22 protein-coding genes are annotated in these 25,346 nt (G+C 62.6%); 14 read left to right on the top strand and 8 right to left on the bottom strand.

Annotated elements, in window-relative coordinates; translation table 11 throughout:
- Positions 1 to 44 precede the first annotated feature (44 nt).
- The 3 genes from amn to GGI48_RS19400 all read right to left on the bottom strand — a co-directional run bounded on the left by amn (position 45) and on the right by GGI48_RS19400 (position 5,728).
- The gene (gene amn, locus GGI48_RS19410) at positions 45 to 1,517 is read right to left on the bottom strand and encodes an AMP nucleosidase (protein WP_161799194.1); all 1,473 of its coding nucleotides are present in this window, start codon (positions 1,515 to 1,517) and stop codon (positions 45 to 47) included.
- A gap of 116 nt (positions 1,518 to 1,633) precedes the next feature.
- Complete coding sequence (locus tag GGI48_RS19405; RefSeq protein WP_179599614.1) at positions 1,634 to 3,286, bottom strand: acyl-CoA dehydrogenase family protein; 1,653 nt, start codon at positions 3,284 to 3,286, stop codon at positions 1,634 to 1,636.
- Positions 3,287 to 3,361: 75 nt separating this feature from the next.
- Positions 3,362 to 5,728 carry a 7TM diverse intracellular signaling domain-containing protein gene (locus GGI48_RS19400; RefSeq protein WP_047306218.1) on the bottom strand — a complete coding sequence of 789 codons (2,367 nt, stop codon included), beginning with the start codon at positions 5,726 to 5,728 and terminating at the stop codon, positions 3,362 to 3,364.
- A gap of 292 nt (positions 5,729 to 6,020) precedes the next feature.
- Here GGI48_RS19400 and GGI48_RS19395 point away from each other — a divergent pair, with 292 nt between their 5' ends.
- The 4 genes from GGI48_RS19395 to GGI48_RS19380 all read left to right on the top strand — a co-directional run bounded on the left by GGI48_RS19395 (position 6,021) and on the right by GGI48_RS19380 (position 9,536).
- Complete coding sequence (locus GGI48_RS19395) at positions 6,021 to 6,818, top strand: hydroxymethylpyrimidine/phosphomethylpyrimidine kinase (protein ID WP_179599612.1); 798 nt, start codon at positions 6,021 to 6,023, stop codon at positions 6,816 to 6,818.
- An 18-nt stretch (positions 6,819 to 6,836) separates the two neighbouring features.
- The gene (thiE, locus tag GGI48_RS19390; protein WP_016965753.1) at positions 6,837 to 7,460 is read left to right on the top strand and encodes a thiamine phosphate synthase; all 624 of its coding nucleotides are present in this window, start codon (positions 6,837 to 6,839) and stop codon (positions 7,458 to 7,460) included.
- A 17-nt stretch (positions 7,461 to 7,477) separates the two neighbouring features.
- Entirely contained in the window at positions 7,478 to 8,761 is a 1,284-nt protein-coding gene (gene hemL, locus GGI48_RS19385; RefSeq protein ID WP_016965754.1) for a glutamate-1-semialdehyde 2,1-aminomutase, read from the top strand.
- Positions 8,762 to 8,981: 220 nt separating this feature from the next.
- On the top strand, positions 8,982 to 9,536 hold the full coding sequence (locus tag GGI48_RS19380) for a tetratricopeptide repeat protein (protein WP_179599610.1): 555 nt from the start codon (positions 8,982 to 8,984) through the stop codon (positions 9,534 to 9,536).
- Positions 9,537 to 9,583: 47 nt separating this feature from the next.
- Here GGI48_RS19380 and GGI48_RS19375 read toward each other — a convergent pair whose 3' ends face one another.
- Positions 9,584 to 9,910, bottom strand: a complete 327-nt coding sequence (locus GGI48_RS19375; RefSeq protein WP_007927079.1) for a DUF1820 family protein — start codon at positions 9,908 to 9,910, stop codon at positions 9,584 to 9,586.
- 134 nt (positions 9,911 to 10,044) lie between these two features.
- On the opposite strand from GGI48_RS19375, the gene miaB reads away from it, so the two are divergent.
- The 5 genes from miaB (at position 10,045) to lnt (ending at position 15,618) form a co-directional block, all read left to right on the top strand.
- The gene (miaB, locus tag GGI48_RS19370; protein ID WP_047306219.1) at positions 10,045 to 11,373 is read left to right on the top strand and encodes a tRNA (N6-isopentenyl adenosine(37)-C2)-methylthiotransferase MiaB; all 1,329 of its coding nucleotides are present in this window, start codon (positions 10,045 to 10,047) and stop codon (positions 11,371 to 11,373) included.
- 183 nt (positions 11,374 to 11,556) lie between these two features.
- Positions 11,557 to 12,576 carry a PhoH family protein gene (locus GGI48_RS19365; RefSeq protein ID WP_179599608.1) on the top strand — a complete coding sequence of 340 codons (1,020 nt, stop codon included), beginning with the start codon at positions 11,557 to 11,559 and terminating at the stop codon, positions 12,574 to 12,576.
- Positions 12,569 to 13,027, top strand: a complete 459-nt coding sequence (ybeY, locus tag GGI48_RS19360) for an rRNA maturation RNase YbeY (protein WP_047306220.1) — start codon at positions 12,569 to 12,571, stop codon at positions 13,025 to 13,027. Before GGI48_RS19365 ends, ybeY begins: the two co-directional genes overlap by 8 nt.
- A gap of 42 nt (positions 13,028 to 13,069) precedes the next feature.
- Positions 13,070 to 13,909: an HlyC/CorC family transporter gene (locus tag GGI48_RS19355; protein ID WP_016965481.1), complete on the top strand. Its 840-nt coding sequence runs from the start codon at positions 13,070 to 13,072 to the stop codon at positions 13,907 to 13,909.
- 185 nt (positions 13,910 to 14,094) lie between these two features.
- The gene (lnt, locus tag GGI48_RS19350) at positions 14,095 to 15,618 is read left to right on the top strand and encodes an apolipoprotein N-acyltransferase (RefSeq protein WP_179602058.1); all 1,524 of its coding nucleotides are present in this window, start codon (positions 14,095 to 14,097) and stop codon (positions 15,616 to 15,618) included.
- Between the two features lie 45 nt (positions 15,619 to 15,663).
- Here the strand turns inward: lnt and GGI48_RS19345 are convergent, their stop codons facing one another.
- Positions 15,664 to 16,425: a YdcF family protein gene (locus GGI48_RS19345; RefSeq protein ID WP_047306221.1), complete on the bottom strand. Its 762-nt coding sequence runs from the start codon at positions 16,423 to 16,425 to the stop codon at positions 15,664 to 15,666.
- Positions 16,426 to 16,549: 124 nt separating this feature from the next.
- Complete coding sequence (locus GGI48_RS19340; protein WP_179599606.1) at positions 16,550 to 16,870, bottom strand: hypothetical protein; 321 nt, start codon at positions 16,868 to 16,870, stop codon at positions 16,550 to 16,552.
- A 261-nt stretch (positions 16,871 to 17,131) separates the two neighbouring features.
- Between GGI48_RS19340 and leuS the strand changes: the two genes are divergently transcribed.
- The 5 genes from leuS to GGI48_RS19315 all read left to right on the top strand — a co-directional run bounded on the left by leuS (position 17,132) and on the right by GGI48_RS19315 (position 23,172).
- Positions 17,132 to 19,738 carry a leucine--tRNA ligase gene (gene leuS, locus GGI48_RS19335; protein ID WP_103740012.1) on the top strand — a complete coding sequence of 869 codons (2,607 nt, stop codon included), beginning with the start codon at positions 17,132 to 17,134 and terminating at the stop codon, positions 19,736 to 19,738.
- Positions 19,739 to 19,826: 88 nt separating this feature from the next.
- A complete protein-coding gene (gene lptE, locus GGI48_RS19330) occupies positions 19,827 to 20,432 on the top strand; it encodes an LPS assembly lipoprotein LptE (RefSeq protein ID WP_179599604.1) in 606 nt (201 codons plus the stop codon).
- Between the two features lie 39 nt (positions 20,433 to 20,471).
- Entirely contained in the window at positions 20,472 to 21,509 is a 1,038-nt protein-coding gene (holA, locus tag GGI48_RS19325) for a DNA polymerase III subunit delta (RefSeq protein WP_179599602.1), read from the top strand.
- Positions 21,510 to 21,624: 115 nt separating this feature from the next.
- Positions 21,625 to 21,786, top strand: coding sequence for an alternative ribosome rescue factor ArfA (gene arfA, locus GGI48_RS19320; protein WP_015637164.1), 162 nt, complete (start codon positions 21,625 to 21,627; stop codon positions 21,784 to 21,786).
- A gap of 63 nt (positions 21,787 to 21,849) precedes the next feature.
- A complete protein-coding gene (locus tag GGI48_RS19315) occupies positions 21,850 to 23,172 on the top strand; it encodes a lytic murein transglycosylase (RefSeq protein WP_179599600.1) in 1,323 nt (440 codons plus the stop codon).
- Positions 23,173 to 23,211: 39 nt separating this feature from the next.
- Here the strand turns inward: GGI48_RS19315 and GGI48_RS19310 are convergent, their stop codons facing one another.
- Both GGI48_RS19310 and lipA read right to left on the bottom strand, forming a co-directional pair.
- Positions 23,212 to 24,159, bottom strand: coding sequence for an LD-carboxypeptidase (locus GGI48_RS19310; RefSeq protein ID WP_047306227.1), 948 nt, complete (start codon positions 24,157 to 24,159; stop codon positions 23,212 to 23,214).
- Positions 24,160 to 24,322: 163 nt separating this feature from the next.
- Positions 24,323 to 25,345, bottom strand: coding sequence for a lipoyl synthase (gene lipA / locus GGI48_RS19305; protein ID WP_016964512.1), 1,023 nt, complete (start codon positions 25,343 to 25,345; stop codon positions 24,323 to 24,325).
- Position 25,346: the final 1 nt, after the last annotated feature.

Here is a 25,346-nt window from a genome sequence, read left to right as displayed (position 1 = left end):
ACAATGCTAGTGGCCTGATCGCCAAATGACCATGGATTAAACGCCTAGCGGAAAGGCGGCTCGTCGAAGCTGCGCAGTTTGCGCGAGTGCAGGGAGTTGAGTTCGCTGCGCATCAGGTCCACGGCTTCGATCCCGATCTTCAAGTGCTGGCTGACCGCCCGCTCGTAGAAGGCATTGGCCGCACCGGGCAACTTGATCTCGCTGTGCAGGGGTTTGTCCGAAACGCACAGCAACGTGCCATAAGGCACCCGCAGGCGATAACCCTGGGCTGCGATGGTGCCACTTTCCATGTCCACCGCCACCGCCCGGGACAGGTTGATGAACGGCCGTTCCTCGGCCCAGCGCAGCTCCCAGTTGCGGTCGTCGTAGGTCAGCACGGTGCCGGTGCGCAGGCGCTTCTTCAATTGCTCGCCCTTCTCCCCGGTGACATTGGCCGCCGCCTGTTGCAGCGCCAGCTGGACTTCGGCCAGGGCCGGGATCGGAATGTTCGGCGGCACCACGCGGTCGAGAATCCCGTCACGCCGCATGTAGGCGTGAGCCAGTACGTAGTCGCCGATCGTCTGCGACTGCCGCAGACCGCCGCAGTGGCCAATCATCAGCCAGCAGTGTGGGCGCAGCACCGCCAAGTGGTCGGTGATGTTCTTGGCATTGGACGGGCCGACGCCGATATTCACCAGGGTCACGCCGTGGCCATCGCTGGCCTGCAGGTGATAGGCCGGCATCTGATAGCGGTGCCAGACCACACCGGCGGCGATCGCCGAGGCCTCGCCGTGGTCCATGCCCTTGTCGATGATCACGTTGCCCGGCAGGACCATGCGCACGAAACGCGGATCGCTGCGCAGCTGCTCCAGGCCATGGACGATGAACTGGTCGACATAGCGGTGGTAGTTGGTCAGCAGGATCCACGGCTGCACATGGCGCCAGTCGCTGCCGGTGTAGTGCACCAGGCGTCGCAGGGAGAAATCCACTCGCGCGGCGTCGAACAGCGCCAGGGGCAGTGGATGGGTGTTTTCCCAGTCGTAGAGGCCGTCGGCGATACCGTCGGTGGCGGCGGACAGGTCAGTGCTGGGGAAGACCCGGGCCAGGGCCGCCGCGGTTACGCCGGAGCCAGCCAGTTCGTCGCCCTGCTCCACCACGTAGGGATAAGGAATGTTCTGCTCGCTGACACCCACTTCCACCGTGACGGTGAAGTCGTGCATCAAGGGCACCAGTTGTTCGAGCAAGTAGTTACGGAAGGCCGCGGGATGAGTGACGGTGACGCTGTAGGTGCCCGGCAGTTGCACCTTGGCATAGGCCCGGGTGGTCTGTGGGACTTCGCCGTGGCAGTGGTAGGTCAGGCGCAGTTCGGGGTAGCGGAACAGCGCACGCTGCTCGGCATCCGGCTCGACCCGATCCTTGAGGTAACGCTTGAGCGCCTGACTCAGGGCGGTGGTGGCCCGCTCATGCAATGCAGCAAGCCGATCCACGGCTTGCTCGGCGGTTTGAACGACAATAAAAGCTTCGGTCACGGTAAGCATCCTGTGTTCTGATCTTGCAGGCGTTCATCTTGCCTGCAACACCGTCCCACGGGAACAGCGGAGTTGCAGGAGCCGGCTTGCCGGTCTCTTCCCCGGCAAGCCGGCTCCCGCACGGGTCAGAAACCTTGAGGCGTGGAGCGGGCAACAATCGCGGCCACGTCCAACCCGCGGGGCAAGGTTCCGTAGACACGCCCGCCCTGGCCGCCCAGGCGGCTGGCCAAAAAGGCCTCGCTGACCACCTCATTGCCCGCCTCCAGTAGCAGCTTGGCCTGCAGGCCCAGGGCAATGTCCTCGGTCAGTTGCCGGGCGCGATACTGAATGTCGGCGGTGTCCTTGAAGCTGTCTTTAAGTGCCACGATGTGCGCCGCCAGACGCCGGTCGCCATGCCCGTCCCCCAGCTCGGCAAACAGGGCATCCAGCACGCCCGGCTCTTTCGACAGGGCCCGCAGCACATCCAGGCACTGCACGTTGCCGGAACCTTCCCAGGTCGAGTTCACCGGAGCTTCACGGTACAGCCGCGGCAGGATGCTGTCCTCGACATAACCGGCACCGCCCATGCACTCGGCGGCCTCGTTGATCATGGCGGGGGCCCGTTTGCAGATCCAGTACTTGCCCACCGCGGTCACTAACCGGGAGAACTTCGCCTCCTGGGCATCGTCCTGATGGTCCAGGGCTCGCCCCATGCGCAGGCTCAGGGCCAGGGCCGCCTCGCTTTCCAGGGCCAGGTCGGCCAGTACGTTCTGCATCAGCGGCTGCTCGCTGAGCAGGCGCCCGCCCACCCGGCGATGGGCGCAATGATGGCTGGCCTGGGTCAGGGCCTGGCGCATCAGCGAACTGGAACCGACCATGCAGTCGAAGCGGGTCATGGCCACCATCTCGATGATGGTGGGTACCCCGCGCCCCTCCTCGCCGATCATCCAGGCCAGCGCGCCGCGAAACTCCACCTCGCTGGAGGCATTGGACAGGTTGCCGAGCTTGTTCTTCAGGCGCTGGATATAGAACTGATTGCGGCTGTCATCCGGGCGATGACGGGGCAGGAGGAAGCAGGTCAGGCCCTTGTCGGTCTGGGCCAGGGTCAGGAAGGCATCGCACATCGGCGCCGAGCAGAACCACTTGTGCCCCACCAGTTCATAAGCCTGCCCCGGCCCGGGAGCGCCCACCGGATAGGCCCGGGTGGTGTTGGCGCGGACATCGGTGCCGCCCTGCTTCTCGGTCATGGCCATGCCGATGGTGAGCCCGGCCTTGTGCTGCATGCCTACGTTGCGCGGGTCGTACTCGGTGGCGAGGATCTTCGGCAGCCACAGCTGGGCGATGTCCGGCTGCAGTTTCAGGGCCGGCACGCAGGCGAACGTCATGGTCAGCGGGCACCCGCTGCCGGCTTCGGCCTGACTGTGCAGATAGGTCATGGCGGCACGCGCCACATGGGCGCCTGCTTGCGGATGGGTCCAGGGCAGAGAGGTCAGCCCCCCCTCGATGGCCGCCTGCATCAACTGGTGGTAAGCCGGGTGAAATTCCACCAGATCGATTCGATGCCCGAAGCGATCGTGACTGGCAAACACCGGCTTGTTCTGATTGGCCAGGAACCCCGCCTCCATCAACGGCCCCCCCGCCAATGCGCCATAGGCATCGACCCGGGATTCGGCCCAACCGGCATCGAAACGCTGCATCCATTGCTGCAACGGCAAATCGATTCGATAGAGGTTGGCGCCGTCCAGAGCGGGCGGCTGGTTGGTGACTTCGTGGGTTTCAGCGAACTGGTGGAGGTTCATTACCGGGCTCCTTCAGGGTGTGCCAAGGCCCCAAGTTAAGCACCGGCCCCACCCTGAACAAAGTGGCATACGCGCCTAAATATCGGCGCTTTCGCCTTGTTCCACCGCGAGCACGCGCTTGGACAACAGCAGTTGCAAGGCTTCGAATTTCACTGGTTTGCCCAGACACTCGGCTCCCGCTGTGGCCGCACACCCTTCGGTGCCGGGAACACAGGCCAACAGGATAGGTAACTGGGCATAACCGGGCAGCGCCTGAGCCTGCAGGCGAAACGCGCCCAACTGCGCCGCGCTGATCTGGCCATCGATCAGCACCGCGCTGACCGGCTCGCGCCCCAGCAGTTGCAGGGCATCGGTTGGGTTGCCAACCGTGCGGACCCGGTAACCGAGCTTGAGCAACATGCCCCGTAGCACCAGTTGATCGACGTCATCGTCGTCGATCAGCAGCACGGTGCAGTCCTGGGGTGTCCGCCGCTGATGGGTTGCGGGCAGCCGGGCCATCGGTTCCTGAAGCTCAAACTCCACCTGCAAACGGAAGCAACTGCCCTGCCCGGGCGTGGACTCGTGAGTCAGTTGCCCTCCCAGCAGTTCCACCAGCTGGCGGCAGATCGCCAGGCCGATGCCCAGTCCGCCATATTCGCGGGTCATGGAACCGTCGAGCTGGAAGAAGCGCTGATACAGCATCGCCTCGTCCAGGTTGACGAAACCTATGCCGCTGTCGATCACCTCGAAACTCAAGCTGACCCTTTCGACCGAGACGGCACGGGTTACCACCCGCAAGACCACCCCGCCGGAATGGGTGAACTTGACGGCGTTATCCAGCAGGCACTCCAGGCAATGGCTGAGCTTGCAGCGATCCCCCTGCAAGCGATCGGGCAATCCGGCACTCAGATCGACCTGGAAGGACAGGGACTTGGCCGCCGCACTGGCCGCGTACTGGGTTTGCAACGCGGTCAGCAGCGAACGCAGGCTGAAGGGCTGGCGCTGGGCGCTAAGCTTGCCGGCCTGCAGCTCGGTCAGCGTGAGGATGCCGTTGACCATGCGCATCATGTCCCGCGCCGAACCGGCGGCGGTCTGCTGGTACTGCGCAAGCTCCGGGTCCAGTTCCAGGGTCTGCATCAACTCCAGTGAGCCGATGACACCGTTCATCGGCGTGCGCAGTTCATGGGTCAGGGTGGCCAGGAACTCATCCTTGAGCCGGTTGCTGTGGGCCAGTTGCTGGTTCAGCACCTCAAGCTTCTGCCCCGCCTCCAGCAGAGTCTGGGCCTGCTGCTCGCGCATCGCGTTGATCCGGTCGGCCAGGGCCAGGGACAGCAACGCCACCTCGATCGCCGAGCCGATCTGGCTGGCGTACATCGTCAGGAACACGTTGGGCAGGTAACCCAGCACCATCAAGGTGTTGATCACCCCGCCGAACAGAAAAGCCGACCAGGCAATGATGAAATAGCGCGCCACCCGTAACCCACGCCACCAGGCCACGATGCCCGCGACATAGATCACTACGGTGAACAGCAGCGCCAGGGTGGTGGCCAGGCGCAGGGCCAGGGCGTAACTGGTCATCAGCGACAGGGCCATGACCAGCGCACCAAAGCCCATCAGCGCCATCAATATGCGGTCAACCCAGGGACTGTGGCCGGAAGTCTGCAGGAAGCTGCGGGCGAACTGACTGCCGAACAGCCCCGCCGAACCGATGAAGAAGGGCGTCGCGGCATTGGCCCACCAGGGGCTGTTGGGCCAGAAGTACTCCACTGCCGCACCGTTGACCGACAACTGGTAAAGACCGAACGAGGCGATATAGACGATGTAGTAGAGGTAACTGGTGTCACGCACGCTGAGGTAGATGAACAGGTTGTACACCAGCATGCCCAGCAACACCCCGTAGATCAGCCCCAGCACGTAGAGGCGCACGGGCTGGGCTTCAAGGTAGGCGGTGTTGGACCACAGGCTTACCGGCGCCTGGATCGAGCCTTCGCTGGCCAGCCGCAGATAGATCGTCTTGTGTTCATGGGGAACGAAATTCAGGTTGAACAGGTAGTTGTTCTGGCGGATCTGCCGGCTGTCGAAGGGCAAGGCATCGCCGGTCCGCTCCGCCAGGCGATAGCCACCGCTTTCGTCGGGGAGGTACAGATCCAGGTGATCCAGGGGCGGATAGGCCAGCTCCAGCAACCAGTTGCGCTGGGCCGTGGGATTGCCGGGGCGGTAATCGAGGTCGATCTTCAGCCAGAACGCCGAACGAGAATAACCGGCGTTGAGGGTGTCTTTATCGTGGGGCTTGAAGTGTTCGGCCAATGGCCCCGAGCTGACATCGGCAATGGTCGCTTCACCACCCGGGTCTTCAAGGACCTGCATCACTCGGCCTAAAGGAAGGCGTTGAGTGAACTCATCGAACTCGGCGGCACCCACCAGCATCGGCAAGCTCAACAGCAACAGCAGCAAATAGCGCATTAAAGCCCCAGCGTGGCTTGTCCGGTGATGTCAGGAAGTCCCCCCATTTCCCTTGAGCAGACGTATAACCGGCATGACCTGTTATTGGTTTGAATGCACTCTAGCATAGCCGCTGATGGCCAATGAACACCATTGTAAATTTTAGTCTAAAGGCTCTAGATCAAGCCTTTCAGCGCAATACCGCGAGCTAGAGCTGTTGCATCGGTCAGGACGTTAGAGCCCGGTACAGCGACATTTTCCAGCAGACACCAGGCGCCGCGAAAAAAAGCGTTTGGTGGTAAGCTCGCCGCCCATGAATATCTACAGCTCTCGCCCCGTTGTCCTCTGTCTCTCCGGCCACGACCCCAGTGGTGGCGCCGGCTTGCAGGCAGATATCGAAGCCCTGCTGGCTCAGGGTTGTCACGCAGCTCCGGCTGTCACCGCCCTGACCGTGCAAGACACGGTCAATGTCAGCGACTTCCGCGTTCTGGATCGCGAGTGGGTACTGGCCCAGGCCAATGCCGTGCTCAACGACTCCACGGTCGCCGCAGTCAAGCTGGGCATGCTCGGTTCCCTGAAGATGGTCGACACCGTGGTCGAACTGCTCCAGGCGCACCCGCACCTGCCGCTGGTCTGCGACCCGGTGCTGCGCGCCGGCGGCGGCGGCCGGTTGGGCAAGGATGAAGTCGGCTACGCCATGCGCGAGCGCCTCCTGCCCCTGGCCACCATTGCCACTCCCAACCTTCCCGAAGCCCGAATTCTTGCGGAACTGCCCGAAGGCAGCGCCGACCAATGCGCCGAAAAACTCCTGCCGTTCGTCAAGCACCTGCTGATCACGGGCGGCCATGGCGATGAACACGAAGTGCACAATCGCCTGTACAGCCGCGACGGCCTGCGTGAAACCTACACCTGCCAGCGTCTGCCGGGCAGCTATCACGGCTCCGGCTGCACCCTGGCCAGCGCCCTGGCCGGACGTCTGGCACAAGGCGAACACCTGGCCAGCGCGGTGCAGTCGGCCCTTGATTACACCTGGCGTACCCTGCGCGACGCTGAACAACTGGGTCGCGGCCAGTTTGTCCCGCGCCGCTTGCCGTTGGATTTCTGCTCGTAATGTCATGAGGCCCGCTCAATGAAACTACGTGGTCTGTACGCCATCACCGACAGTCAGCTGTTGGCCGGCAAGTTCCTGAAGTACGTGGAGGCGGCGCTGGAAGGCGGCGTCACCCTGTTGCAGTACCGCGATAAAAGCGACGATCAGGCTCGCCGCCTGCGGGAAGCCGAAACCCTGTTGACCCTGTGCGAGCGCTACAAGACCCGTTTGATCATCAACGATGACGCCGAACTGGCCGCGCGCATCGGCGCCGGCGTGCACCTGGGCCAGACCGATGGCCCACTGACGCCGGCCCGGGCCCTGCTGGGTCGCCAGGCGATCATCGGTTCCACCTGCCACGACCAATTGCCACTGGCCGAGCAGGCGGCGAAGGAAGGCGCCAGCTATGTCGCCTTCGGCCGCTTTTTCAATTCCACCACCAAACCCGGCGCGCCCACGGCCAGCCTGGAGTTGCTGGATCAGGCCCGGGCCAGCCTGCACCTGCCGATCTGCGTGATCGGCGGCATCACCCTGGATAACGCTGCGCCGCTGGTGAACCACGGCGCCGACCTGCTGGCCGTGGTCCACGGCCTGTTCGGCGCCGATAGCGCCGACGAAGTGACCCGTCGCGCCCGCGCCTTCAATGCCCTATTCAACAGCTGATTTTTGAGAGCCCGCTCATGTCCCGTTCCGAAACCCTGTTCGCCAACGCCCAGAAACACATCCCCGGTGGGGTCAACTCGCCGGTTCGCGCCTTCAAGAGCGTGGGCGGCACCCCGCTGTTCTTCAAACACGCAGAAGGCGCCTACGTCACTGACGAAGACGACAAGCGCTATGTCGACTATGTCGGCTCCTGGGGCCCGATGATTCTCGGCCACAGTCATCCGGACGTACTGGATGCGGTGCGCAAGCAGTTGGAACACGGCCTGTCCTACGGCGCACCGACCGCCATGGAAACCGAAATGGCCGATCTGGTGTGCTCCATCGTGCCGTCCATGGAAATGGTGCGCATGGTCAGCTCCGGCACTGAAGCCACCATGAGCGCCATTCGCCTGGCCCGGGGCTTTACCGGCCGCGACAGCATCATCAAGTTCGAAGGCTGCTACCACGGCCACTCCGACAGCCTGCTGGTCAAGGCCGGTTCCGGCGCCCTGACCCAAGGCGTTCCCAGCTCCGCCGGGGTGCCTGCGGCCTTCGCCAAACACACCCTGACCCTGCCCTTCAACGACATCGCCGCCGTGGAGCAAATGCTCGCGGAAGTCGGCCAGGAAGTGGCCTGCATCATCGTCGAGCCGGTGGCGGGCAACATGAACTGCGTACCGCCGGCACCCGGTTTCCTTGAAGGTCTGCGCAGCCTCTGCGACCAACACGGCGTGGTGCTGATTTTCGACGAAGTGATGACCGGCTTCCGCGTCGCCCTCGGCGGTGCCCAGGCTCACTACGGCGTGACACCGGACCTGTCGACCTTCGGCAAGATCATCGGCGGCGGCATGCCGGTGGGCTGCTTCGGCGGCAAGCGCAAGATCATGGAGCACATCGCGCCCCTGGGCCCGGTCTACCAGGCCGGCACCCTGTCCGGTAACCCGCTGGCCATGGCCGCCGGCCTGACCACCCTGCGCCTGATCAGCCGCCCGGGCTTCCACGCCGAACTGAGCGACTACACCAGCCGCCTGCTCGAAGGCTTGCAACAACGGGCGGACGCCGCGGGCATTCCGTTCGTCACCACTCAGGCGGGTGGCATGTTCGGCCTGTATTTCAGCGGTGCCGATGACATCGTCACCTTCGACGACGTGATGGCCAGCGACGCCAACCTGTTCAAGCGCTTCTTCCACCTGATGCTGGAAGGCGGCGTGTACCTGGCGCCGAGTGCCTTCGAGGCCGGTTTCACCTCGATCGCCCACGGCGAAACCGAGTTGCAACTGACCCTGGATGCCGCCGAACGCGCTTTCGCCGCCTTGAAATAAGTGCGGGCGGGCTGGCGCGGTGATCAACCGCGCCAGCGGGGTGCTTTACTCGAACTTTTCCCGGCCAAGGGGACAAATACCCAGCAAGGTGACGGATATCGCCGCCACGCAGCAGAAAAACGAGTAAAGACTTTGTAAGGTTGGCCCTGCTTATTTCATAATGCGCGCTTATTGGACCCCTCGCTGGGTCCGCGCGCCCCTCAGAGGTAAGTCGATTCCCATGAACCGCACCGGCCGCGCCCTGACACTGGGCTGCCTGTTGCTCCTTCAGCCCCTGCTCGCGTACGCACAAGCAGGCGGCAACTCGTTGTTGATCCCAGCGATGGGTCGCTGCACCCTCGATCCCCAGGCACAGGAACAGGCCGAGGCGCTGGCCGCGTGCCAGAAAGCCGCCGATGAAGGTGACGCCGAGGCGCAATACGAGTTGGGTGAGTTCTACTACGAAGGCAAAGGCGCGCCGCGGGACCTCAATCAGGCCCTGAGCTATTTCGAAAAAGCCTCATTGCAAGGCCACGCTCAGGCGCAATTCAAACTCGGCACCATGTTCTTCCACGGCGAGGGTGTGCCGGCCAACAACGTCCAGGCCTATATCGTGCTGAAGATGGCTGCGGTCAACGGTGCCGAAGACGCTCTGGACACCGCCGACGAAGTCGCCGAGCACATGCAGCGTGACGAGCTGGAAGTCGCGACCCAGGTGCTGGGACAGATTTTCCGCAAATACCTGATGGAACTGCAAAGCGCCGATGGGCGCTCGCCTTTCTCGCCACTCCCGTAACACCCTCGCGCCATTGGCCGGCAAGCCGGCACCTGCACCCACCAGGCTTACTTCTCGGGCATCGGCATCGGGAACGGCATGACATTGCTCACGCCACGGGCTTCGCTGATCTTCGGCGTGCCCAGACGCTCCACTTCGTCGATGCGCACGATCGAATGCATCGGCACAAAGCTGCGCACCACGCCTTCGAATTGCGCCTTGAGCTTCTCTTCGCTCGGATCGACGACCACTTGCGTGCGCTCGCCAAAGACGAACTCTTCCACTTCCAGAAAACCCCACAGATCACTCTGATAGATCTGCTTGGCGTACATTTCGAACACCTGGCCCTGGTTGAGGAAAATCACCTTGTAGATTGGGGCTTCACGTTTGGTCATGGTGGGCGGGCAACACATCGGGGGATAAAAATAGGGCGCGAACTATAGCATAGCTACCCGATGCACAACGCTAGGAACCTGTGGGCATGGACCCTATAATGCGCGGTTATTTGAATCACGTGAGACTGAGGTCCATGGCCAAGAAGCTTTACATCGAAACCCACGGTTGCCAGATGAACGAGTACGACAGCTCGCGCATGGTCGATCTGCTGGGTGAACATCAGGCCCTGGAAGTCACCGCACGTGCCGAAGACGCGGATGTCATCCTGCTCAATACCTGCTCCATTCGTGAACGCGCCCAGGACCGGGTGTACTCCCAGCTGGGTCGCTGGCGCGAGTTGAAACTGGCCAATCCGGACATGGTGATTGCCGTCGGCGGCTGCGTGGCCAGCCAGGAAGGCGCCGCCATTCGCGATCGCGCGCCTTATGTGGACGTGGTCTTCGGTCCGCAGACCCTGCACCGCCTGCCGGAAATGATCGATGCCGCGCGCATCAGCAAGCTGCCGCAAGTGGATGTCTCGTTTCCGGAAATCGAAAAATTCGACCATCTGCCCGAGCCGCGCATCGACGGCCCCAGCGCCTATGTGTCGGTCATGGAAGGTTGCAGCAAGTACTGCACCTTCTGCGTCGTGCCCTATACCCGGGGTGAAGAGGTCAGCCGACCATTTGACGACGTGATCGCCGAGATCATCCACCTGGCGGAAAACGGCGTGCGCGAAGTCACCCTGCTGGGCCAGAACGTCAATGGCTACCGAGGCCAGACCCACGACGGGCGCATGGCCGACCTGGCCGAGCTGATCCGCGTGGTCGCCGCCGTCGACGGCATTGAGCGGATTCGCTACACCACCTCGCACCCGCTGGAGTTCTCCGACAGCCTGATCCAGGCCCACGCCGAAGTACCGGAGCTGGTCAAGCATCTGCACCTGCCCGTGCAGTCGGGCTCGGATCGGATTCTGGCGGCGATGAAACGCAATCACACGGCCCTGGAGTACAAGTCCAAGCTGCGCAAACTGCGCGCGGCGGTACCGGGCATCTGCATCAGCTCGGACTTCATCGTCGGCTTTCCTGGCGAAACGGAAAAAGACTTCCAGCAGACCATGAAGCTGATCGAAGACGTCGGTTTCGACTTCTCCTACTCCTTCGTCTACAGCCCGCGCCCGGGCACTCCGGCCGCCGACCTGGCCGACGACACGCCGGAAGCGCTGAAGAAGGAACGCCTGAACGCGCTGCAACACCGCCTGAACCAGCAAGGGTTTGAAATCAGCCGACAAATGGTCGGGTCGACCCAGCGCATCCTGGTAACCGACTACTCCAAGAAAGATCCGGGCGAATTGCAGGGCCGTACCGAGAACAACCGGATCGTCAACTTCCGTTGCGACGATCCCACACTGATCGGCCAATTCGCCGACGTGCACATCGACTCGGCGCAGCCCCACTCGCTGCGCGGCTCGCTGTTATCGTAAGAACTGACGTGTGCAGAAACCGGCTTGCCAGCGAAGGGGCCTTCAAGACCACCTTCGCCGGCAAGCCGGCTCCCACGAAGAAAGCACCATAGGCCCACGCTCCGCATAAGAGCTTTCGCACCCAGGCCGCTGGCGTTATCCTTGAATTCTTCTTAATTGCCGTTGGGCGGCTAAAAAACGACCTTGAACGCACCCATAGAACCTCATCGTTTCATCCTCGAGCCCTTCGAGGCTCGCCGCTTCGCCAATCTGTGCGGGCAATTCGACGAGCATTTGCGCTTGATCGAACAGCGCCTGACGATCGAGATCCGCAACCGCGGCAATCAGTTCGAACTGATCGGCGAACCCAAGCACACCACCTCCGCGGAAAATCTTCTGCGCCGTCTCTACCGGGAAACCAAGGGCACCGAGCTATCGCCGGACCTGGTGCACCTGTTCCTTCAGGAGTCCGCTGTGGAAGAACTGGATAACCCGTCGGTGGCTGATGCCGCCATCGCCCTGCGCACCAAGAAAGGCATGATTCGCCCACGCGGCTTGAATCAGCAGCGCTACGTCAAAGAGATCCTGGGCAACGACATCAACTTCGGCATCGGTCCGGCCGGCACCGGCAAGACCTACCTGGCCGTCGCTTGCGCGGTGGACGCCCTGGAGCGCGAGCAGGTGCGGCGCATCCTGCTGGTGCGTCCCGCGGTGGAAGCCGGCGAGAAGCTCGGTTTCCTGCCCGGCGATCTGGCGCAGAAAATCGACCCGTACTTGCGTCCACTGTATGACGCGCTGTATGAAATGCTCGGCTTCGAACAAGTGGCCAAGCTGATCGAGCGCCAGGTCATCGAGATTGCGCCCCTGGCCTACATGCGTGGCCGGACCCTGAACAACAGCTTCATCATCCTCGACGAAAGCCAAAACACCACCGTGGAACAAATGAAGATGTTCCTCACCCGGATCGGCTTCGGCTCCACTGCGGTGATCACCGGCGACATCACTCAGGTCGACCTGCCCAAGGGCACCAAGTCCGGCCTGGCCCAGGTGATCAACGTGCTCAAGGATGTGCCCGGCATCAGCTTCACCCACTTCATGCCCAAGGACGTGGTGCGCCACCCACTGGTGCAACGCATCGTCGAAGCCTACGAGCGCTTCGAGTTGCGGGCCGACGACGAGGCCGCCAAGGCTTTCGCCGACAGAGGCAACCGCCACGATGCTTGAGCTTGATCTGCAGCGCGCCAGCCAGCTGCCAGCCCCCAGCGACGATCAGTTCCGCCAGTGGTGCGAGCTAGCCCTGCGCCAGCGAACAGCCGATTCGGAAATGACCATCCGTCTGGTGGACGAAGCCGAAGGCCGCGAGCTGAACCACACCTGGCGTCACAAAGATTACGCCACCAATGTGCTTTCATTCCCTGCCGATGTGCCGGATGAGCTGCTGGATATTCCCTTGCTGGGGGATCTGGTGATCTGCATTCCGGTGGTCGAGCGCGAGGCTGCCGAGCAAGGCAAGGAACTTCAGGCCCACTGGGCCCATCTGGTGATTCATGGCTGCTTGCATCTGTTGGGTTACGACCATATAGATGACGACGAAGCCGAAGAAATGGAAGCACTGGAACGAACGTTGCTTGCAGAACTGGGTCATCCCGATCCTTATGCAGACGACGAAAGCTGATCAACCACCACCTGTAACAACCAAGGATTCAGAGCAATCGCTATGAGCGAAGATCGATCGAGCAACGGGCAAAAGTCATGGCTGGGCAAACTGACCCAGGCTTTTGCCCATGAGCCGAAAAACCGCCAGGAGCTGCTGGAGCTGCTGCGCGAAGCCCATCAGAACAAATTGCTGGACAGCGAAGCGCTGGCCATCGTCGAAGGCGCCATCCAGGTGGCTGACCTGCAAGTCCGGGACATCATGGTGCCGCGCTCGCAGATGATCAGCATCAAGGCGACCCAGACACCCCGGGAGTTCCTGCCCGCCGTCATCGACTCCGCGCACTCGCGCTACCCGGTGATCGGCGAAAGCCATGACGACGTGATGGGCGTCCTGCTGGCCAAGGACCTGCTGCCGCTGATCCTCAAGGAGAACGGCGACAGCTTCAATATCAAGGACCTGCTGCGCCCGGCGACCTTCGTCCCCGAGTCCAAGCGCCTGAACGTGCTGCTGCGCGAGTTCCGCGCCAATCACAACCACATGGCCATCGTCATCGACGAGTACGGCGGCGTGGCCGGCCTGGTGACCATCGAAGACGTGCTGGAGCAGATCGTCGGCGACATCGAAGACGAGCATGACGTCGAGGAAGACAGCTACATCAAGCCCCTGCCCAGCGGCGACTTCCTGATCAAGGCGCTGACGCCGATCGAGAACTTCAACGAATTCTTCGACAGCACCTTCTCCGATGACGAATTCGACACCGTCGGCGGGCTGGTAATGAGCGCCTTCGGCCACTTGCCAAAACGCAACGAAATCACTGAAATCGGCGCCTATCGCTTTCGCGTGCTCAATGCCGACAGCCGGCGGATTCATCTGCTGCGCCTGACTCCCGTCTCCCGCTAGGGGCCAGGGGCGTCAGCTCTCCTGCACACAGAATCATCGCCCCGAAACCGGAACCCCGGGCTCGGGGCGATGGCTCTCGGGGACGAGCCACTGAGCCGCACGGCGCGATGCCCACCTGAATCCAACCCACCCATCTCCTCGTGCCCCGCCCGGCGCGAAACAGGAAAGAGCTGATGAAACGCCTCTTGCAGCGCTCAACCCGACCCGGCTGGCCCGGCAACCTGCTGGCCGTGGCAGCCGGCGCCATCACCACGCTGGCGCTGGCGCCCTACAACATCTGGCCCCTGGCTCTGCTGGCGGTAGGGCTGTTCTACGCCGGTCTGCGAGAACTGACGCCACGCCAGGCCCTGGGCCGGGGCTGGTGCTTCGGCTTCGGCCTGTTCGGCGCCGGCACCAGCTGGATCTACGTCAGCATCCACACCTATGGCGGCGCATCGGCCTTGCTCGCCGGCCTTTTGATGCTGGCGTTCATTGCCGCGATTGCCTGGTTCTTTGCCCTGCCGGCCTGGCTCTGGGCCCGCTGGTTGCGGCGCAACGAAGCGCCGCTGGCGGATGCCCTGGCTTTCGCTGCCCTGTGGCTGGGCCAGGAAGCGTTTCGCGGCTGGTTCCTCACCGGTTTCCCCTGGCTTTATTCCGGCTACAGCCAGCTCGACGGGCCCCTGGCCGGGCTCGCGCCTGTGGGCGGTATCTGGCTGATTTCCTTCTCCCTGGCCTTGACCGCCGCACTGCTCTACAACCTGCCGCGCCTGATCAAGGCCGGGCGCAAAGGCTTCATTGTCGCCGGCCTGCTACTGCTGGCGGCGCCCTGGGCCGTCGGCCTGGCGCTTAAAGGCCATGCCTGGACCAGCCCGTCGGGAGACCCCATGTCGGTCGCCGCCATCCAGGGCAATATCGAACAAAGCATGAAATGGGACCCCGCCCAGCTCAACGCGCAACTGGCGCTGTACCGCGACATGAGCTTCAACAGCAAGCGGGTCGACCTGCTGGTGTGGCCGGAAACCGCGGTCCCGGTGCTCAAGGAGTCTGCCGAAGGCTACCTGACGATGATGGGCAACTTTGCCGCCGACCGTCATTCCGCGCTGATAACCGGGGTTCCGGTGCGTCAGCTGGTGCACCATGAAAAACGCTACTTCAACGGCATTACCGTGACCGGCGAAGGCGACGGCACCTACCTGAAACAAAAGCTGGTGCCCTTCGGCGAGTACGTGCCCCTGCAGGGACTGCTGCGCGGCCTGATCGACTTCTTCAACCTGCCGATGTCGGACTTTGCCCGCGGCCCGGCGGACCAGCCGTTGCTGCAAGCCAAGGGCTATCAGATTGCGCCGTTCATCTGCTACGAAGTGGTCTACCCCGAGTTCGCCGCCGGTCTTTCGGCCCGCAGCGACCTGCTGCTGACCATCAGCAACGACACCTGGTTCGGCACCTCCATCGGCCCCCTGCAGCATCTGCAGATGGCACAGATGCGCGCTCTGGAAGCAGGACGCTGGATGATTCGCGCCACCAACAACGGCGTCACGGGACTGATCGACCCGTTCGGCAAGATCACCGTGCAGATTCCACAGTTCGAGCGCGGCATCCTGTATGGCGAAGTGGTGCCCATGCACAATCTGACGCCTTACCTGAAGTGGCGTTCATGGCCGCTGGTGGTGCTCTGCACCCTGCTGTTCGGCTGGGCCCTGTTGGCCAGTCGCATTGCCAAGACCGTTTGAAGCCCTTCCCCGGCCAGCCGGCTCCTGCGGGAGCCGGCGCACCCTTCAGCGGTAGAAGAGTCGGTAACCCAGTTGCCCCACCGCCTCGTTAAGCAACTGGCCGCTCTGCCAGATCGACTTGAACTCCGGCATCCAGCCGCCCAGCGGACGGGCGTTGTCCACCCCGAGAAAACCCACCGGGGCCGGCACCACGTCAAATCCGGCATGCTCGAAACTCCAGACCGCGCGAGGCATGTGCCAGGCCTGGGTCACCACCACCACGCGCCTGATGCCCAAGGGTTGCAAGACTTCGGCGCTGAACTGCGCGTTCTCCCAGGTGGTGCGACTGCGACCTTCCTGCCAGCGCACCGTCACGCCAAAGTCATTGAGCAAGGACTCGGCCATCAGCGCCGCTTCGGTGGGCGGCGTGCCGTAATGCAGGCCGCCACTGGTCAGCAACGGCAACCCGGACGCCTTGGCCAAACGCGCGGCATAGCGTTCACGCTCCAGCCCCACGCCGGTGGGCTGATCAGAACCCCAGGCCGGATCGCCGCGCTCGCGGCCTGACCCCAGGACCACAATGGCATCGGCCTGCTGGGCCAGGCTCGCCCACTGACTCTGGGGCAAAGGAGGCAACTGCTCCAACCCGCGAGCCCCCCACTCCACCATCACCGGCAAGCTCATCAGCCAGAAACCGCCCAATCCCAGAACAAAGCAGCATCGCGCCAACCGAGGACGGGAGTGACGCAGGCACCAGGCGAGCAGGAGCAGCAGCAAAAGAATGCCGGGCGGCAACAGCAACTGTTTGATGAAATAACGAAAAGGCATCGGGCATCTCCAAAAGATGCCCGAAGCCTAAAGGGCAAAGCCCTGCAGCAACAACCGATGCCGAGCACTTTTGCTCACTAACGCCTCGGCAACGTCCTCACTGGCCCCATATCGAGTCCGGGACCTACTTGCACTGATGGGATCGGACTTTCACCGACTCCTTGACGAGCGCCTGATCCTTCAACCAAATGATCTTGGCTGAACGAGGCGCTTCCTGCGGCTGCCAATCACTCGGCAGGCTGATCTGCATTTCACGCTGGCTGCGAGCCAGATAGGCCCGGATCAATTCGAACTCTGCACTGCTCAAGCCCCGCAGCTCCAACTCGACAGGCCGCTCATTACGCAGTCGATCCGCAGTCTTCAGTGCATCCAGGGCCAGAGCCAGTCGATTCAGCAGCCTTTCATACACCTCTGGTTCTGTTACTTTTCGCTGCGATTCAAGCATCCGTTCACCTCATCGAAGAATAAGACTCACTCCCCTTTTTGAGCTTAGTCGGACAGCCAAAAGCGTCGCGCCGCCGCGACCAACGGCCCGGCCGAGCAATCAAGGTTTCCCTCGGCAGAGTGCGGTCATGTATGCTACGGCGCTTCCTGTAACTCCACTTCCAGCTCCATCGGGCACTGAAAATCGCCGTATTTGGCGTCATCGCTCCCCGCGGTTGCATTGAAGAGGATTAGGCCACCCCTATTCAGTACAAAAGTAGCCATGCACGAACACTATCAGCCCCGTGAAATCGAAGCCGCCGCCCAGTCGTTCTGGGACGAGCAAAAGTCCTTTGAAGTCAGTGAACAGCCAGGCAAGGACACCTACTATTGCCTATCGATGTTCCCTTACCCCAGCGGCAAGCTACACATGGGGCACGTGCGCAACTACACCATCGGCGACGTGATCTCCCGCTACCAGCGCATGCAAGGCAAGAACGTTCTGCAACCCATGGGTTGGGACGCCTTCGGCATGCCAGCGGAAAACGCCGCGATGAAGAACAACGTGGCTCCCGCCAAGTGGACCTACGAAAACATCGCCTACATGAAGTCCCAGTTGCGCAGCCTGGGCCTGGCGGTGGACTGGTCCCGCGAGGTCACCACCTGCAAGCCGGACTACTACCGCTGGGAACAGTGGCTGTTCACCCGCCTGTTCGAAAAAGGCGTGATCTACCGCAAGAACGGCACCGTGAACTGGGACCCGGTCGACCAGACCGTCCTGGCCAACGAGCAAGTGATCGACGGCCGCGGCTGGCGCTCCGGCGCGCTGATCGAGAAGCGCGAAATCCCGATGTACTACTTCAAGATCACCGCTTATGCGGATGAGCTGCTGGAGAGTCTCGACGAGCTGACCGGCTGGCCCGAGCAGGTCAAGACCATGCAACGCAACTGGATCGGCAAGTCCCGTGGCATGGAAGTGCAGTTCCCCTACGATCAGGCGTCGATCGGCGAAGCCGGCACCCTGAAGGTGTTCACCACCCGCCCGGACACCCTGATGGGCGCGACCTATGTCGCCGTCGCCGCCGAGCACCCGCTGGCGACCCTGGCCGCGCGGAACAACCCTGAGTTGCAGGCGTTCATCGCCGAATGCAAAGGCGGCAGCGTCGCCGAAGCGGACATGGCGACCCAGGAGAAAAAAGGCCTGCCGACCTCGCTGTTCGTCGAACACCCGCTGACCGGCGAGAAGCTCCCGGTGTGGGTGGCCAACTACGTGCTGATGCACTACGGCGATGGCGCGGTCATGGCTGTCCCGGCCCACGACGAGCGCGATTTCGAGTTCGCCAGCAAGTACAACCTGCCGATCAAGGCCGTGGTACGCACCAGCGCCGGCGATGAAACCCCAGCGCCCTGGCAGGACGCTTACGGCGAGCATGGCGAACTGATCAACTCCGGCGAATTCGACGGCCTGGATTTCCCTGGCGCGTTCGACGCTATCGAAGCGGCCCTGCTGAAGAAAAACCTCGGCCAATCACGCACCCAGTTCCGCCTGCGGGACTGGGGCATCAGCCGCCAGCGCTACTGGGGCTGCCCGATCCCGATCATCCACTGCGACAGCTGCGGCGACGTTCCAGTCCCGGAAAACCAGCTGCCGGTGGTCCTGCCAGAAGACGTGGTGCCCGATGGCGCCGGTTCGCCTCTGGCTCGCATGCCCGAGTTCTACGAGTGCAACTGCCCGAAATGCGGCCAGCCTGCCAAGCGTGAAACCGACACCATGGACACCTTCGTCGAGTCCTCGTGGTACTACGCGCGCTATGCGTCGCCACACTATGAAGGCGGCTTGGTGGACCCGGCGGCGGCCAACCACTGGTTGCCGGTGGATCAGTACATCGGTGGCATCGAACACGCCATCCTGCACCTGCTGTACGCGCGCTTCTTCCACAAATTGATGCGTGACGAAGGTCTGGTGAGCTCCAACGAGCCGTTCAAGAACCTGCTGACCCAGGGCATGGTGATTGCCGAAACCTACTATCGCCGTGAGGCCAATGGCGCCTACACCTGGTACAACCCGGCGGACGTGGAACTGGAGCGCGACAGCAAGGCGAAGATCATCGGGGCCAAGCTGATCAGCGACGGCCTGCCGGTGGAAATCGGCGGCACCGAGAAGATGGCCAAGTCGAAGAACAATGGCGTCGACCCGCAGTCGATGATCGAGCAATACGGTGCCGACACTTGCCGCCTGTTCATGATGTTCGCCTCGCCGCCCGAACTGAGCCTGGAATGGTCCGACTCGGGTGTCGAGGGTGCGCATCGCTTCCTCAAGCGCGTCTGGCGCCTGGCCCAGGCCCATGTCAGCCAAGGGCTGCCGGAAGCACTGGATATCGCCACGCTGAGCGACGAACAGAAAGCCATTCGCCGCGCCATCCACCTGGCCATCAAGCAGGCCAGCCAGGACGTCGGCCAGCACCACAAGTTCAACACCGCCATCGCCCAGGTGATGACCTTGATGAACGTCCTGGAAAAAGCCCCCCAAGGCAGCAACCAGGACCGTGCCCTGTTGCAGGAAGGCCTGCAGACCGTTGCCCTGCTGCTGGCTCCGATCACACCGCATATCAGTCACGAACTGTGGCAACAGCTGGGTCAGAAAGGCGCCATCATCGATGCTGGCTGGCCGGTTCTGGACGAGAGCGCCCTGGTTCAAGACAGCCTGCAGCTGGTCATCCAGGTCAACGGCAAATTGCGTGGCCAGATCGAAATGCCGGCCAGCGCCAGCCGTGAAGAAGTCGAAGCCGCGGCCCGCAGCAACGAGAACGTGCTGCGCTTCACCGAAGGCCTGACCATCCGCAAGGTCATCGTGGTGCCGGGCAAACTGGTCAACATCGTCGCCAGCTAATTGGATCAGGCGCCCGGTCCGGGATCGGGCGCCGAACAAAACCTCCAGGGCCACAAGGTGGCCCATATGGTTTCAAGGGGAGCAATACATGATCAAACGTAACCTGCTGGTGATGGGTCTGGCCGTGCTGCTGAGCGCCTGTGGCTTCCAGTTGCGCGGAACGGGAACCCATGAGCTGACCATCAAGGAACTCGACCTGAGTGCCCGGGATGCCTACGGCCCCACCGTGAAAATGCTCCAGCAACAGTTGGAAAACAGCGGTGTACGGGTCTATGCCGGCGCGCCTTACAAGCTGGTGCTGCTGAACGAGGAAAACTCCCAGCGCACCCTCAGCTACACCGGCGGTGGCAGCTCGGCCGAATACGAGATCGGCACCACGCTCAGGTACGAGATCCTGACGCACGACAACCTGCACCTGCTCGACGACAAGCTGGAAGTACAGAAAGTCTTCCTGCATGACGGCAACAACATCACCGGCTCCGATCAGGAATCGTCTGAAACTCGCAAGGAAATGCGCCGCGACCTGATCCAGCGCATGCTGATCCGTCTGCAGTTGCTGACCCCGGACCAGCTTGCCCAACTGCAGGCCACCGCCGAAGCCAAAGCCAAGGCCGAAGCCCAGGCACTGGAAGCTGCACGCAAGGCTGAGGCGGAAACTCCGCAACAGTCCCCTCTGGAACTGCCGAACCAGTAAGCCGCGTGGGGCGCTCACGCGCCCCATTGGCCCCCGCCTATGAAACTCGCACCCGCCCAACTCGGCAAACACCTGCAAGGCCCTCTCGCGCCGGTCTACGTGATCAGCGGCGATGATCCCCTGCTCTGCCAGGAAGCCGCCGACGCCATCCGCTCTGCCGTGCGCCAGCAGGGATTCGACGAGCGCCAGGTATTCAGTGCCGATGCCAGCTTTGACTGGGGCACCCTGCTGCAAGCCGGGGCCAGCATGTCGTTGTTCGCGGAAAAACGCCTGCTGGAACTGCGCCTGCCCTCGGGCAAGCCCGGCGACAAGGGCGCCGCGGCGCTGATCGAATACTGTTCGCGTCCGGCCGAGGACACGGTACTGCTGATCAGCCTGCCCAAGCTCGACGGCAGCGCACAGAAGACCAAGTGGGGCAAGGCCTTGGTGGACGGTGCCCAGACCCAGTTCGTGCAGATCTGGCCGGTGGACGCCCACCAGCTTCCACAGTGGATTCGTCAGCGACTGTCGCAAGCCGGGCTGTCCGCCAGCCAGGACGCGGTGGAACTGATCGCCGCGCGGGTCGAGGGCAACCTGCTGGCCGCCGCCCAGGAAATCGAAAAACTCAAGCTGATGGCCGAAGGTGGGCAGATCACCGTCGAAACGGTCCAGGCCGCAGTGGCCGACAGTGCGCGTTTCGATGTGTTCGGGCTGGTGGATGCCATTCTCAACGGTGAAGCCGCCCACGCCCTGCGCATGCTGGAAGGGTTGCGCGGTGAAGGCGTCGAGCCTCCCGTGATTCTCTGGGCCCTGTCCCGAGAGCTGCGGCTGCTGGCCAACCTGGCCCTGCAATTCAGCCAGGGCGTGCCATTGGACAAGGTGTTCAGCCAGGCCCGCCCGCCCGTCTGGGACAAACGCAAACCCCTGATGAGCAAGGCTCTGCAACGTTACTCTGCGCAGCGTTGGGGGCAATTGCTGCTGGACGCCCAGCGCATCGACGCGCAGATCAAGGGACAGGCCAGCGGTTCGCCCTGGAGCAGCCTGAGTCGCCTGTCGCTGCTGATGGCCGGTCAACGCCTGGCCCTGCCGGCCGAGTAAGTACGCCGCTTATCTACCGCCTGGCATCTTCCTGCTCCAGAGTGCTGGACAGCCGCCCCACTCTGGCCGATGATTCGCGCCGCAACCTCTCCCCCCCAAACAGCGAGTAAAGACCATGAGCAAGCCATCCAAGCATGGCCCCAACAAGGCCAAATCCATTGTCGCCCAGCCACTGTTCCGCAGCCGTCAGGAACGCCCGGCCAAGGGCAAAGGCAGCTACCGCCGAGAAGCCTTCCAGTCTAAAAGCTGGGAGGCTTCTTACTTTCTGGCCGCCTGAAGCCCTGAACCCCGTCGGCATGATAAGGTCTGCACCTGATAGTTATTCTCTCTGGACCTGTGCATGCCCTTTTGTCTTTCCCGTCGTTGGCACATGCGCCAACTGATCGCTGCCTCCAGCTTCGTTCTGCTAGTCGCCTGCGCGGAACAACCCACCGCCGCCGACGCCCAGCCACTGCCCACCCTCCAGGCAGCCCCCCTCGCCGCACCCGCTACTGTCGCCCCACTGACCGCCGACAATCTGGACATCCAGCCCGCACAGACCTTCGATGAATGGCTGAGCGCATTCCGTACCGAAGCCCTGAACGCCGGAATTCGCGCCGACGTCTTCGACCGGGCCTTCGCCGGTGTCACCCCGGACATGAGCGTGATCAAAGCTGACCGCAGCCAGCCAGAGTTCACCCGCCCGGTCTGGGAATACCTGGATGGGGCCCTGTCTCCGGTCAGGGTACGCAAGGGTCAGGCCCTGCTGCTCCAGTACAGCGACATCCTGCAACGCATCGAGCAGCGCTATGGTGTGGATCGCCAGGCATTGGTAGCGGTCTGGGGCATGGAGAGCAATTTCGGCGACTTCCAGGGCAACAAGTCGGTGATCCGCTCCCTGGCCACCCTGGCTTATGAAGGACGGCGCCCGGCCTTCGCCAACAGCCAGTTGATTGCCGCCTTGCAGATCATCCAGCACGGCGACATCCAGCCCGAGAAGATGCTCGGCTCCTGGGCCGGCGCCATGGGCCAGACCCAGTTCATTCCCACCACCTACAACACCCATGCCGTGGACTTCGACGGCGACGGTCGCCGGGATATCTGGAACAGCCCGGCCGACGCTCTGGCCTCCACTGCTCATTACCTGCAGAGCTCAGGCTGGCAAAAAGGCCAGCCCTGGGGCATTGAGGTCCAGCTCAAGAGCGGCTTCGACTACGCCCTGGCCGACGCTTCGACCCGCAAGACCGTGGCCGAGTGGCTAAGCCTGGGCATGACCCCGAGCAACGGCAAGGCACTGCCATACGGCTCCGAGCAATTGTCCGCTTCATTGCTGTTGCCTGCGGGTTACCGAGGGCCGGCGTTCCTGATTCTGGATAACTTCCGGGCAGTGCTCAAATACAACAACTCATCGTCCTACGCCCTGGCAGTCAATCTGCTGTCCGAGCGGTTTGGCGGCGCTGGCCAGATCAATGGCAGTTGGCCCAAGGACGATCTGCCCCTGAGCCGCTCCGAACGCATCGAATTGCAGACCCTGCTCAGCACCCACCAATATGACGCTGGCAACCCCGACGGCATCATCGGCGCCAATACCCGCAAGGCCATTCGCAGTGCTCAGCAGGCATTGGGCTGGCCCGCAGATGGCTACCCGAGCCACAAGCTGCTGGAAAGCCTGCGCAACCGCTAGGCAAGCATTAGCGAAGGAGCCGGCTCCTTCGCACGCCCCTCACCTGAACACCACGTCCTGAGCCAGGGTCAACTCCCTGGCCCCTGCATCCAGCTTGACCTGCGCGCCCATCGGCAAGGTCAGGTTCGGATCGCAATGACCACTGCGCCATCCCGCCAGCACCGGAATCCGCAAGGGCTCAAAGACCTGCTTGAGCAACGCGCACAACGCGGTGAAATCCACACCGGCCACATCCCCGACCAAAACCCCGCGCAGCCCCTCCAGCTTGCCGGCCAGGCGCAGGTGATTGAGCAAGCGGTCGATGCGGTACAGCGGCTCGTTGACGTCTTCGATAAACAGAATGATGCCGCCGGTATTGATTTCGTAAGGCGTGCCCAAGGTACTGGCAATCATCGACAGATTGCCGCCCACCAGTGGCCCTTGGGCGATACCCGGCTCCACCGTGGTCAAGGGAAAGGCTACCGGATGGGGGAGCAGGCTGCCGCTCTTGACCTGCCCTCTGAGCATGTTGAAAAACGACGCCTCAGTGGGCGCCTGCTTGCCGCCCAGCAGGTCGGCATTGAGCATCGGTCCATGAAAGCTGACAAAGCCCGCATAAAGATTGATCGCCAGGTGCAGGGCGGTGATGTCGCTGTAGCCGACAAATGGCTTGGGATGGCGTCGCAACAGCTCGAAGTCGATCTTGTCCAGCAAGCGCGGACTGCCATAGCCCCCACGCAGACAGACAATGGCGTCGATCTCGCTATCGGAAAAAGCCTCGTGCAAGTCGTCGAGACGGACCTGATCACTGCCTGCCAGGTAACCCTCCTGTTGACCCACACCAGGAAAGATCCGCAGCGTATAGCCCCGGGAACGCATCCATTGGCAGGCTTTTTCGGCATCCAGCGCTGCGGGACCTGCGGGGGCGATAAGGCCAATGACGCCTTCCGCCGCCAATGCCGGCACCGGCAGATGAGCATGAAGGGCAACAGTGGGTTGGATGGGCATGCAGGTTCTCCCTGTGTGAATTCACCCCAGCACAGTAGCCATGAATGCCACTAAACAGAAGAGGGGAAATCAACCACGGAGAATACAACGGAGACGGAACGCACAAGACGCGCCCAACAGCGGCAAAGTTGCCCGCAAGGCCTGAGCCTTGCGGGCGGGGTGATCAGGAAACCAGGCCTTCCTTGGCCAGCTTCGCTTGTTCATCGGCGTGATACGAGGAACGTACCAGCGGACCGGAAGCGACGTTCTTGAAACCCATCTTGTAACCTTCCTCGGCAAACCAGGCGAAGGTGTCCGGGTGCACGAAGCGTTGAACCGGCAGGTGGTTGCGCGACGGCTGCAGGTACTGGCCGAGGGTCAGCATGTCGATGTCGTGCTCACGCATGCGCTTCATGACTTCGATGACTTCGTCGTCGGTTTCGCCCAGACCCAGCATCAGGCCGGACTTGGTCGGTACATGGGGCACCAGTTGCTTGAACTTCTGCAGCAGGGTCAGCGACCACTGGTAGTCCGAGCCTGGACGCGCCGCCTTGTACAGGCGTGGCACGGTTTCCAGGTTGTGGTTGAACACATCCGGCGGCGTGGCGGCGGTGATTTCCAGGGCGACGTCCATGCGACCGCGATAGTCGGGAACCAGGGTTTCCAGCTGCACGTTCGGCGACAGCTTGCGAATCTCGCGAATGCAGTCGGCAAAGTGCTGGGCACCGCCGTCACGCAGGTCATCGCGGTCCACCGAGGTGATCACCACGTACTTCAGGCGCAGATCGGCGATGGCCACCGCCAGGTTCATCGGCTCATCGACATCCAACGGCTTTGGACGGCCGTGGCCAACGTCACAGAACGGGCAGCGACGGGTGCAGATGTCGCCCATAATCATGAAGGTCGCAGTACCGCCGGAGAAACATTCGCCCAGGTTCGGGCAGGATGCTTCTTCGCAGACGCTGTGCAACTTGTGCTTGCGCAGCAGTTGCTTGATCCGGTCAACCTCCGGGGAGACCGGGATGCGCACACGGATCCAGTCCGGCTTCTTCGGCAACTCGGTGGTCGGAATGATCTTCACCGGAATGCGCGCGACCTTCTCCGCACCGCGCAATTTGACGCCGGTTTCAACTTTCGGACGGGCCGCCCGCTCGGAAACATCCAGCGTCGGGATCAGGGTTTCAACAGCGTCTTGCGCAGTAGTCATA

Origin of the sequence: Pseudomonas protegens (genome assembly GCF_013407925.2) — a bacterium.
GTDB lineage: Bacteria > Pseudomonadota > Gammaproteobacteria > Pseudomonadales > Pseudomonadaceae > Aquipseudomonas > Aquipseudomonas fluorescens_AP.
This window is presented reverse-complemented; position numbering and strand designations above follow the sequence as displayed.